At 65.8% G+C, this 12,039-nt stretch carries 8 protein-coding genes; 7 read left to right on the forward strand and 1 reads right to left on the reverse strand.

Going from position 1 to position 12,039, the window contains the following annotated elements:
• The first annotated feature begins 68 nt into the window (after positions 1-68).
• From CGLY_RS00850 to CGLY_RS00875, 6 genes are all read left to right on the forward strand, one after another.
• Complete coding sequence (locus CGLY_RS00850; RefSeq protein WP_144313610.1) at positions 69-1,073, forward strand: esterase/lipase family protein; 1,005 nt, start codon at positions 69-71, stop codon at positions 1,071-1,073.
• 113 nt (positions 1,074-1,186) lie between these two features.
• On the forward strand, positions 1,187-1,942 hold the full coding sequence (locus CGLY_RS00855; protein ID WP_038545250.1) for an ABC transporter ATP-binding protein: 756 nt from the start codon (positions 1,187-1,189) through the stop codon (positions 1,940-1,942).
• A 4-nt stretch (positions 1,943-1,946) separates the two neighbouring features.
• A complete protein-coding gene (locus CGLY_RS00860; protein WP_038545253.1) occupies positions 1,947-4,547 on the forward strand; it encodes an ABC transporter permease in 2,601 nt (866 codons plus the stop codon).
• 104 nt (positions 4,548-4,651) lie between these two features.
• Positions 4,652-6,217, forward strand: a complete 1,566-nt coding sequence (locus tag CGLY_RS00865) for an MFS transporter (RefSeq protein WP_227590323.1) — start codon at positions 4,652-4,654, stop codon at positions 6,215-6,217.
• Between the two features lie 149 nt (positions 6,218-6,366).
• Positions 6,367-8,373 carry an OPT family oligopeptide transporter gene (locus tag CGLY_RS00870; protein ID WP_038545259.1) on the forward strand — a complete coding sequence of 669 codons (2,007 nt, stop codon included), beginning with the start codon at positions 6,367-6,369 and terminating at the stop codon, positions 8,371-8,373.
• Between the two features lie 73 nt (positions 8,374-8,446).
• Positions 8,447-9,022, forward strand: coding sequence for an NADPH-dependent FMN reductase (locus CGLY_RS00875; RefSeq protein WP_038545263.1), 576 nt, complete (start codon positions 8,447-8,449; stop codon positions 9,020-9,022).
• A gap of 20 nt (positions 9,023-9,042) precedes the next feature.
• Here the strand turns inward: CGLY_RS00875 and CGLY_RS00880 are convergent, their stop codons facing one another.
• Positions 9,043-11,151, reverse strand: coding sequence for an acyltransferase family protein (locus CGLY_RS00880; protein ID WP_081803713.1), 2,109 nt, complete (start codon positions 11,149-11,151; stop codon positions 9,043-9,045).
• Positions 11,152-11,375: 224 nt separating this feature from the next.
• On the opposite strand from CGLY_RS00880, the gene deoC reads away from it, so the two are divergent.
• A complete protein-coding gene (gene deoC / locus CGLY_RS00885; protein WP_038545266.1) occupies positions 11,376-12,032 on the forward strand; it encodes a deoxyribose-phosphate aldolase in 657 nt (218 codons plus the stop codon).
• Positions 12,033-12,039: the final 7 nt, after the last annotated feature.

Below are 12,039 nucleotides of genomic sequence, written 5' to 3' on the forward strand. Positions count from 1 at the left end.
GAACTGCTCCATCGGCCCTGTGCGGCGACGTTAGTCTGACATCCATACATGCCTTTGGAAGGAAAATTATGATGGATGTCGAGCGTAACGGAGCCTTCACCCGGTGGATTCTGCCAAGGAGCCTCGGTGTATTCGCAACCGCCGTAACGGTGGTGCTGGGAATCCTCGTGGCACCGGTGGCGGGTGCGGGAACGGCGCGGGACGCGGGGCCCGCACTGACCACCGACCAGGCTTCACTGGACCGGTCACTACGCTGCCACGGAGATATGTCCGGCAGCGACCACGACCCGGTCATCCTGCTCCACGGGACGACCTCCAATTCCCGGGCCAACTGGTCCTGGACCTGGGAGCCCGCTCTCGCGCAGGAAGGACGCCCGTACTGCACCGTGGACCTGCCGATGAACGGCATGCAGGACATCCAGGTCTCCGCAGAGAACGTTACCCATGCGATCCGCACGGTGCACGAAAAGAGCGGCAAGAAAGTCGACATCGTCGGCCACAGTCAGGGCGGGATGATCGGGCGGTGGACCACAACATGGTGGCCCGACACCCGCGACATGGTCGGCAACATGGTCGGGCTCGGCTCATCCAATCACGGCTCCGACATGATCTCTCTGCTGTGCACCGTCGCTTGCCCGGAAGCGCTGCGTCAGCAGAGCAGTGGCTCCGACTTCCTCTCTATCCTCAACGAAGCCCCTGAGACGTACCCGGGAATCCGGTACACCACCATCGCCACGCATTTCGACGAGATCGTTTTTCCTCACGACAAGGCATTTCTGCCGGCGGGTCCGAACGTCACCAACATCACCCTCCAGGATCAGTGCCCCAATGAACCGGTGGAGCACTTTCTCCTTGCGGCGAGCAACCCCGTGTGGGAGCTCGCCCTGCAGGCACTTGACGGCCGGGACGCGCCCCGCGTCGAGGCGGTGGACTGCATGAAGCTCATGCCGGGAGTGGACCCGGCCCGCCTACATGAGAACGTACCTGCCGCACTCACGTCGACTGTCGATGCTCTGATCTCGACAGAGTGGACGACCAGCGAACCTGCACCGGCCGACTACACCACGCGATAATCAGGGACGTATCTCAGGGTCTTCCCGGAGGTGCTGCCGAGGCCCAGGCTCTACCCTCAGGAGGTAGAGATTGGGGAGAACCGTTCTCCCCACCGTGAGAGAGGACCAGACCAGTGGATTCCCGGCCGTCCCCGACAACCGCACACTCCGCCGCCCGTGCCGAGGGCCTGACCAAGACCTACGGCGCGGGTGACACCCGCGTCACCGCGCTCGACGACGTGACCGTCGACTTCACCGCAGGTGAGTTCACCGCCATCATGGGGCCGTCCGGTTCCGGAAAATCAACGTTGATGCACTGCATGGCGGGTCTGGACAGTCCGACCTCCGGCTCCGCCTATCTCGGGGACACCGACATTTCAGGTCTCGGTGACAAGGCACTGACCAAGCTGCGCCGCGACCGGCTCGGCTTCATCTTCCAGTCCTTCAACCTGGTGCCGACGCTCACCGCCGCCGAAAACATCACCCTGCCCATCGACATCGCAGGCGACAACGTCGACAAAGACTGGTTCGGGGAGATCACCTCCCGGCTCGGATTGACTGACCGGTTGGGCCACCGTCCTTCCGAACTCTCCGGCGGTCAACAGCAGCGTGTCGCCTGTGCCCGGGCGCTGGTGGCCCGTCCCGAGATCATCGTCGGTGACGAGCCCACCGGCAACCTGGACTCCAACTCCTCGGCGGAGGTCCTGGACATCCTGCGCACCGCCGTCGACCGGGACGACCAGACCGTCGTCATCGTCACCCATGATGCCAAGGCCGCCGCCTACGCTGACCGGGTCGTCTTCCTTGCCGACGGACGGATCGTCCACGAACTCCGCAACCCGGACGTGGAACAGATCCTCTCCACGATGACCGGCATTGAGGGGCTGTAGAACCATGGCTGCCCGATCCTCGGCGGCGACGATGCGGCGCGTCTCGCTCCGCAATCTCGCCGCACACAAGATCCGACTGGTCCTCACCGTCCTGGCAGTGGTGCTCGGCACCGCCTTCATCGCCGGCTCGCTGATGTTCACCTCCTCGCTGCAGAAAACCTTCGACACGCTCACCGAGTCCACCACCAGGGGAATCGACGTCGTCGTGTCTGCGCCGCAGTCCGGCTCCTCCTTGCCCCTCGATCTCGGTGACGACCTCGCCGGAATCCCCGGCGTGGACAAGGTGAACCTCAGCGACCAAGTGACCGTCGTCGTGGCCACCGAGAAGGACGGCACGCAGGAGACCCTGCAGACCGGCGGGGCGCCGGCCTTCGCCATGCCCTGGTACGAGCCGGACGACGCCGTCGGGCCCGAGACCGGCATTGTCGACGGCACCTCGCCGCGCGGACCCGACGAGGTCGCCGTCAACAGCACCGCTGCCGAGTCCCACGACCTCACCGTCGGGCAGAAACTCACCGTCGTGGACGCCTCCGGCAGCCACCCGGTCACCATCTCCGGCATCTACGACATCGACATCGACGGTGGCGGATTCCTTGGTCTGATGATGGACGAGCCCGCGTTCGTCGACACCTTCACCGACGGCTCCACCGGCAACGAGTTCTCCCTCGCCGCGACCCCGGGGACCAGCCCCGACACCCTCGCTTCCCAGGTCAGCGACAGTCTCGCTGCCGACCATCCCGAGTTGGGGGACGTCGACGTCAAGACCGGCGCCCAGGTCGGCGAGGAGCAGGCGGCGCAGATTGACGAGGCACTGAGCTTCGTCAACTACTTCCTCATCGCCTTCGGTCTGATTGCCCTGGTTGTCGGCACATTCATCATCGCCAACACCTTCTCCATGATCGTCGCCCAGCGGATGCGGGAGTTCGCCCTGCTGCGGTCCCTGGGGGTCGCATCACGCCAGCTCACCGTCTCCGTGGTTTTCGAAGCCGTCATCGTCGGTATCGTCGGCTCACTGCTCGGTGTCCTCGCCGGCATCGGACTGACCCAGGTCATCTACGCCGTCATCGGTTCCACGGGTGCGGGGCTGCCGAACACCGGTGTCGATATCACCGTCGGTTCCGTCCTGTTGCCGCTGGTCCTCGGTGTGATCGTCACTGTCCTCTCGGCGTGGGCCCCGGCCCGGCGTGCCGGTGCGGTCCGACCGGTCGAGGCGATGCGCTCCGGTGACCAGTCGTCCAGATCCCCGTTGCGTGGCCGTACCACTGTCGGCGTCGTCCTCTTCCTCCTCGGCGTCGCCGCGGCGCTGGTCGGTGTCCTGCTCAGCGGTTCCGGCACCGGGCCCCGGGCAGCACTGGTCGGAGTCGGTGCACTCGGCGTCATCCTGGGAACCTTCCTGTTGTCCCCTGCCCTGTCGATCCCGGTGGTCCGTGGGATCGGCGGAGTGGTCGGAGCACCCTTCGGTCAGGTCGGCCGCCTCGCCGCCACGAACTCGGGGCGTAACCCACGGCGGACCGCAACCACCGCGTTTGCTCTGACTCTGGGTGTGGCACTGGTGGCCTGTATCGGCATGCTCGGTGCCTCGATGAAAGCCTCTATCAGCGGGTTCATCGGTGATTCCGTGCAGTCCGACTACGTCCTCTCCGGGCCGTCCAACGGTGCCTTCCCGGTTCCCCAGTCGGCCCTGGACGCCGTCCGTGAGGTGGACGGCGTGGAGGCGGCCACCGGTTTCGGTTTCCTGCCCGTCACCGTCGGTGGTTTCAGCGGCGGCACCGGTGTCATCGAGGGTGACCCGACCGTGTCCGGGGGTCTGGTGGCTGCCGAGGGAGACCTCTCCCTGGACGCCCCCGGTGTTATCGCCGACGAGGAGGTCGCCGCTTCTGAAGGCTGGACGGTCGGGGACGAACTTCCTCTCACCGTCCGTATGCCCGACGGGCCCGAGCGTGAGATCGGTGAGGCGACACTGCAGGGCACCTATGAACCCAACGAGCTCTTCGGCCAGCATCTGGTGTCCTGGTCGGCGCTTGAACCCCTGGCGGCCCAGGTCGGTGGCGGTGCATCGGCGAACATCTACGCCGTCTTCGTCAACGGCGACGGGTCGATCGACGCCGATACACTGCGCGACAGGTTGGAGGAGGCCACCGCTGACCAGATTGTGGTCCAGGTGCTCACCCCGGAGGAGTACGCCGGTGAACAGGCCGTCCTCATCGACCAGATGCTCAATGTCCTCTATGCGCTGCTGGCTCTGGCGGTGATCGTGGCGGTGCTCGGCATCATCAACACCCTCGCGCTGAACGTCATCGAGCGGCGTCAGGAGATCGGCATGCTGCGTGCCGTGGGTGCTCTGCGCGGCCAGGTGCGCCGCATGATCACCCTGGAAGCGGTCCAGATCTCGCTCTACGGTGCGCTCGTCGGCGTTGTCATCGGCCTGGGGCTGGGATGGGCGTTCCTCGAGGTGTTGGCTGGGGAAGGACTCACCGAAACCGCCGTGCCGTGGGGTCAGGTTGTCGGCATGGTCGTGGCCTCGGGTGTGGTCGGTGTCGTCGCCGCCGCCTGGCCGGCGGTGAAGGCGTCGCGGGTCCGGCCGCTGGAGGCGATCGCCGACTGAGCCGGTAGGGGTCAGCAGATCCCGGCACGGAGATGGAATATTCCGCACCACCGTCAAGTTAAGGATTAGTTCCTAATTCTTATTCGACGGAGGAGTACCCCAGGGTGAACGACAGCAGCGAGCGACAATCCCGGCGGGATGCCCGCCGGGACGTCAGACAGTCCCGGAGCGCTGAGCGAAAGGCGTTACGGGCAGGTCCACCGCCACCGAAGGCAGGCCCGCCGAACCGTCGTTTCTGGGCGGCCGTGACCGTCCTCTCCCTGGGCGGGCTGCTTTTCGGCTACGACACCGGAGTGATCAACGGTGCACTCCCGTCGATGACCGCCGACCTGGGCCTCGAGGAACGCTATGAGGGGATCGTCACCTCCGCGCTCCAGTTCGGCGCCATCTTCGGTGCGATCTTCGGCGGCCGGGTCGCCGACCGGATCGGGCGCCACCGCACCATCGCGATCGTCGCGGTGATCTTCATCCTCGGTTCCCTGGGGTCGGTCCTGGCGCCGACCTGGGTCGTGCTGATGCTCTGCCGCATCGTCCTGGGTATCGCCGTGGGCTCTGCCTCCGGCATCATCCCGATCTACCTCGCCGAGCTCGCCCCCACCCACCTGCGTGGGCGGGTGGTGAACCAGAACGAGTTCATGGTCGTCTTCGGCCAGTTCCTCGCCTTCAGCTTCAACGCGCTCATCGCCCGGGTCGGTGGTGCCGAAGAAGGTGGGACGTGGCGCTGGATGCTGGCGCTCTGCCTGGTCCCGGCCATCGCGCTGTGGGTCGGCATGACGATCGTCCCGGAATCCCCGCGTTGGCTCGCCGGCCACGGCCGTATCGAGGACATGCTCAACGCCCTGCGCACCATCCGAGAAAAGGTGTACGGCTCACCGGACTACGAGACCTCGCGCTACAGCGGCGGGGACGCGCCCCATCCGGACACCGATGAAATCACCCACCCGGTGTCCGGTGACGTCGAAGGGGTTCGTACCCTCGCCGACCACGACACCCAGGCGTCCTCACGGCGGTTCCGCGATCTCTTCGCTGAACCGTGGATCCGCCGCATCATGCTCATCGGTTTCGGGATGGCGGTGATCAACCAGATCTCCGGTATCAACGTCATCCAGTACTACGGCGTGACGATCCTGACGCAGGCGGGATTCGAAGGCAACACCGCCTTCACCGTCAACTTGTTGATCGGTATCGCCGGCGTGATCGGCATGGTGCTGTCGATGTTCCTGAACACCCGCGTCCGGCGTCGCCGCATGCTGATGAGTGGGCTGACCGGAACGGTCATCACGCTGACTCTCATGGGGTTGGTGTCGATGATGATGCCGGACGATGTCGAGGCGAAGAAGTGGATCATCCTGGCCGCCATCGTGGCCTTTGTCGGCATCATGCAGTGTGCTGTCGGTGCGATGACCTGGCTCTTCATGTCGGAGATCTTCCCGATGCGTGTCCGTGGTGAGGCCATGGGGCTGGCTGCGGGTGTGCAGTGGTCGGTGAACTTCTGCGTCGCCCTGTTCTTCCCGTACCTCATGGATGCCATCGGTTTCGGTCCCACCGTGTTCATCTTCGTTGGCCTGCAGCTCATCGCTCTGGTCTGGGTCTACCGCATCGTGCCCGAGACCAAGGACAAGACCCTCGAGACCATCGAGCAGGAGTTCCGCGACGCGGTGTCGGCTTAGGTCAGCGAAAGAATACATAGCCCGCTGTTGTATCTGTCGGGCCGACGACTAGAGTTTCACAGGTCCCACAACTGAACCTATGACGTCCACGGTGCCGGGCCCACGGCGAAAACCCGGCGCTGTCACGTCCGTGAAAGCGAGCCAACGACATGGCCGACAACAACACTGTCTCCCCGATCCGCGAACTCACCGTTCGCGCGATCATCCTCGGTGGACTGATCACCCTGGTGTTTACCGCGGCGAACGTGTACCTGGGGCTGAAGGTCGGCCTGACCTTCGCCACCTCGATCCCGGCCGCGGTGATCTCGATGGCGGTGCTGCGACGTCTGCAGAACCACAGCATCACCGAGAACAACATCGTGCAGACCATCGCATCTGCCGCCGGCACCCTGTCGGCGATCATCTTCGTGCTGCCCGGTCTGATCATGATCGGCTGGTGGACCGGGTTCCCCTACTGGACGACCATGCTGGTCTGTCTCATCGGCGGCATCCTCGGCGTGCTGTACTCCATCCCGTTGCGCCGGGCGTTGGTGACGGGGTCGGACCTGCCGTTCCCGGAGGGTGTGGCGGCCGCCGAGGTACTCAAGGTCGGCGAGGATGACTCCTCGGACGCTTCCGGCTCCTCCAACCAGGACAACCGCGACGGGCTGCGCGCCATCGTCGTCGGTGGCCTCGCGTCGGCCGGGATGTCCCTGCTCTCGGCGTTGAAGGTCACGGCCGCGGAACTGTCGACGACGTTCCGCGTCGGTGCCGGTGGCACCATGGTCGGTTCCAGCCTCTCGCTGGCGCTGATCGGTGTCGGCCATCTCGTCGGTCCGACGGTGGGCATCGCGATGATCGTCGGCCTGCTGATCTCCTTCGGTGTGCTGTTGCCGGTCTTCACCGGCGGAGAGCTGCCTGTTGTCGGTGACATCTCCGACGTCGTCTCCGAAACCTTCGCCGGCGACGTGCGTTTTGTCGGTGCCGGTGCGATGGCGATCGCCGCGGTCTGGACGCTGCTGAAGATCATCGGCCCGGTGGTCCGCGGGATCGCTGCCTCCTTGGCGGCGTCGCGTGCCCGCAAACAGGGCGAACATGTCGCACTCACTGAGCGCGATATCCCGGTGAAGGTTCTCGTGGTCGGGGTCCTGGTGTCGATGCTGCCGATCGGGTGGCTGCTGTGGTCCTTCCTCAGCGGAACCGGGGTCAGCCACCACACAGGCTCGCTGATCACCCTGAGCATCCTCTTCGTCCTGCTGCTCGGCCTGATCATTGCGGCGGTCTGCGGTTACATGGCCGGTCTGATCGGGTCCTCCAACAGTCCGATCTCCGGTGTCGGTGTCATCGTGGTGCTGCTGGCTGCCCTGCTGATCAAGCTGGTCACCGGTAACGACGACGGTGGTCACCCCACGGCCCTGGTGGCCTACACCCTGTTCACGGCGACCGTCGTCTTCGGTGTCGCCACGATCTCGAACGACAACCTCCAGGATCTCAAGACCGGTCAGCTGGTCGGGGCGACCCCGTGGAAGCAGCAGACGGCTCTGATCATCGGTGTGGTCTTCGGTTCGCTGATCATCCCGCCGGTGATGGGGCTGATGGCCACCGCCTTCGGTTTCGCTGGTGCCCCGGGTGCGGGCCCGGACGCTCTCGCTGCGCCGCAGGCGGGCCTGCTGTCGTCGGTGGCCGAAGGTATCTTCGGCGATTCGCTCGACTGGGGCCTGATCGGGCTGGGTGCGCTGATCGGTGTGGGCGTGATCATCGTGGACGAGGTGGTCCGACGTGCGTCCGGACAGCGCTTCGGTCTGCCGCCGCTCGCGGTCGGCATGGGTATGTACCTCCCGATCAGCCTCACCCTCATCATCCCGTTGGGTGCGTTCCTGGGCTGGTTCTACAACCGGTGGGCTGACGGACGCGCGAATGCGTCCACGGCCAAGCGGCTGGGTGTGCTCGGCGCGACGGGCCTGATCGTCGGTGAGAGTCTCTTCGGTGTGTTGAACGCCGGCATTATCGCCGGTACCGGCGATTCGGATGTGTTGGGGATCATGCCGGACGGCTGGGCGGGACCGTCCCAGTGGGTCGGTGCGCTGGTGTTCGTGGGCATCATCCTGGGTGTGTACCGCTGGGTGCAGGCGCGCTCGTCCCGGTCGGTGGTACAGGAGGAGCGGACGACGATGTAGTTGATGTGTCAACTATGGTAACCTCATGCCGGTAACGTAACCGCGACTCCATCCCTCACCAAGGAGGTCAACCATGACCAGCATCGGCATCATCGCAGGTTCCACCCGACCCGGCGCCTTCAACCCCCAGGTGGTCTCCTGGGTTAAGGAGCAGCTCGACGCGGCAGACGTCGACAGCACCGTAATCAACTTCGCCGACTACAATCTCCCCGTCCTCGATGAGGAGATCCCCGGCGGCGCGCACAAGTACGCCAACGAGCACACCAAGGCGTGGGGTGCGGCCTTGGAGCCTTTCGACGGCTACATCCTGGTGACCCCGGAGTACAACCACAGCGTGCCCGGTCCGTTGAAGAACGCGATCGACTTCGTCGGTTCCGAGTTCGCCCACAAGCCGGTCGCCTTCGTCTCCTACGGTGCCGACAAGGGTGTCCGCGCAGTCGAGGCATGGCGCTCAGTGTTCGCCAACTTCCGCGCCGCGACCGTCCGGGACGTCGCCGCATTCTCGATCTTCACCGATGCCACGGACGGGACGTTCACTCCGCAGGAGGTCTCCACGGCGCCGTTCGCGGGACTGCTCAAGGACCTGCTCGCCTGGGCTGAGGGCTTCGCGGTGGTCCGTGACCGCCTCACCGCGCAGATGGTCGGCTGACTGTCTTTCCCTGACGGCGCTCACATCGCGCAGCTGATCGAAGAATCCTTCGTTCCATCGACGGCCTGCTGCAGGCCTTTTTCCACCGCGTCGGTGTAATAGGCCTGGCCGGCGTCATTGGGGTGGACACCGTCGCCGATGAGGGAATCCGGGTGGTTGAGCGCCATCTGACACCAGGGTGCGAGGTACACGTCGGGGTGGGCCGAGGCGTAGTCGAGAGTCTGCTGGGCGGCTGGTGCGATACCGTCCGCGTACCCGTAGGGGACGACGAGGATGATCTTGTGCCCCGGTCCGATGGTCTCGACGATGCGGTCGAGCTGACCGTCGAAAGCCTGTCCGTTGGTGCCGAACCCGAGGACGACGTACTCGCCGAGGGTTCCGTTGGCGGCCATCGCGGCGATCGGTCCCTCGCCTCCGGTGTAGTGGCGGGAGGTTTCGGCGTCGATGGTGATCCCCGGGAACCGCTGTTGCAGAGACAGGGTGGACGCCAGCATCACCGAGTCGCCGATCGCCGTGATGTCTGTCCCTGAGGGCGTGCCCGGTGTCGCCGGTGCAGCAGGGGTGCCGGGCACTGCGGGCGCCTCTGCGGAATTGTCCTGCAGATCCGCCATCTCCTCCAGCTGGGTCTCCAGTTCTGATGTGGCCGGGCTCTGGCCCAGGGCGGAACCCGCGAGGAGGGCCACGACCAGGACGGCGCCCGGGACGGCAAGCAGCTTCGTGGTCCCCAGGGACTGCAGCGTCCTGCGGTAGCCGTTGCGGCGCAGTGGTGTCTCCACCCACCGGTAGGACGCCTCGGTGAGCACCAGGCTCACCAGCACGGCGATGATGCCGACCACCCAGTCCGGGACGTCCGACCCCGGTTCCTGCAGCAGTGCGCGGGCGAAGACGACGACGGGCCAGTGCCACAGGTACAGGCTGAAGGAGCGTTCACCGAACCACCGCAGCGGGCGCCATCGCAGCAGCCCCGCGACCGGTCCAGCCTCTCTGAGGGAGGTGGCGATCAGCGCGACGGACAACAGCGACGCCAGGAACAGGCCACCGCGGTAAGTCAGGGGGTCGGTGTCGGGCAGCGTCAGGAACATGGCGGCCAGCGTCACCAGGGCCAGCGACCCACCGACCCACGCCAGGATCGCTGATCGACGTGACGCGGTCGCGGGGGAGAACGCAGGCCAGGAGTCCGACGACGACTGCCCGGCCGACGTCGTCACCAGCGCGAGCACCACGCCGGCGAGCATGCCGAAGGCGTGGGTGTCCGTCCCGAAGTACACGCGGGACGGGTCGGCGTCCGGATCGTGCAGGACAATCATCGCCACCAGCGAAGCGATACCCAGCACCGTTGCCACGACGGTGGCGACGCGGAACGGGCCGGCTGTCCGTCCGATCCGGTTCCGTCGCAGGACGCGCCGCGAGAACCACAGGCACGCCAACAGCAGCAACGGCCACAGCACGTAGAACTGTTCCTCGATGGCCAATGACCAGTAGTGCATGAAGATCTGCGGTGTGGTGTCGGCGAAGTAGCTGTTCGACTGGGCGATCTGCACCCAGTTGTTCACGGAGAACAGCGATCCGAGGAACTGCGGCACCAGGGCGACGGCCACGTCACCGCCGATGACCCCGGCCACCGCGGTCGAGACCAGTAGGACGGTGACCGCCGCCGGCAGGATACGTCGGGCCCGTCGCCGCCAGAACTCCTTGAGGTTGATCCGGCCGGACGCACCGATCTCACGCACCAGCAGCGAGGTGATGAGGAACCCGGAGAGGACGAAGAAGACGTCCACCCCGAGGAAGCCGCCGGGCAGCACGTCGCCGAAGAAGTGATAGATGACCACGGCGAGGACGGCGATGCCGCGCAGGCCATCCAGCCCGCTGACCCGTCGGATGCGACCTGGTTTCAGAGGAGCGGTGACAGGGACCGTCGTGGCAGGCGGGGGCGGGGTGACCGTCGGTGTCGACGCCACCACCGGTAGCTCCGGCGCGGGTTCCGTGGTCGGTTCAGGTGCGGGCGCGATGTCCACGTCCGGCACCGTGTCCACGGCCCCCTCGATCGCGGTGGTCGAGGCGACACCGGGTGCCGGTGGTGCACCGCCCGGAGCAGTAAGGACGATGGACGGGCGGGAGCTGGTGGCCATTACGTAAGTGGGGGTCTTTCAGGGGACGACGGTGGTGATGCCATAACGGTAGCCGTGGTGCCCGTGTGCCCCAAAGCATGTGGGGAATGCTCCCGGTACCCCCGGCAGTATTCGTTGCGACCTGCGGATTGTTAGTTTAGCGACCGGCTAATCTCACAAGGTTTCGTCAGAAGCGCGGATCCTTGTGAGATTAGGAATGCATCCCGAACGGTAAGCTGCACACCATGCAGCGCACCGAACTCGCCCGCCTGATCGACCACACCCTGCTCAAGCCGGAATCCACGTCCGTCGACGTGGCCGCCCTCGCCGCAGAGGCCGGGGAACTGGGCGTCTACGCGATCTGCGTGTCGCCGTCACAGTTGCCGGTGGATGCGCCATCGGGTGTGCATGTCGCGACGGTGGTCGGTTTCCCGTCCGGTGCGGTGAAGCCCGAGGTGAAAGCCACTGAAGCGGCCCGTGCGGTAGCGGACGGGGCCGACGAGGTCGACATGGTGATCGACCTGGCGCTGGTGAAGGAGGGTCGGTTCGACGAACTGACCAGGGAGATTGCGGTTGTCCGCGCCGCGGTTCCGGCACCAGGGGTGCTCAAGGTGATCATCGAGTCTGCTGCGCTTGATGACGAGGAGGTCGTCGCGGCCTGCCGCTGTGCGGAGGACGCGGGTGCGGACTTCGTGAAGACCTCGACCGGGTTCCACCCTGCCGGCGGGGCGTCGGTGGAGGCCGTACGGGTGATGCACGAGACAGTCGGCGGACGCCTCGGGATCAAGGCGTCCGGCGGGATCCGCTCACTCGAGGCGGCCGAGGCAATGGTCGCCGCCGGGGCAACGCGCCTGGGCCTGTCCGCCTCCACCGCAATCCTCGACGAAGCCGGGTTATTCTGACCACCGG

It is taken from the genome of Corynebacterium glyciniphilum AJ 3170, from assembly GCF_000626675.1.
Classification (GTDB): Bacteria; Actinomycetota; Actinomycetes; order Mycobacteriales; family Mycobacteriaceae; genus Corynebacterium; species Corynebacterium glyciniphilum.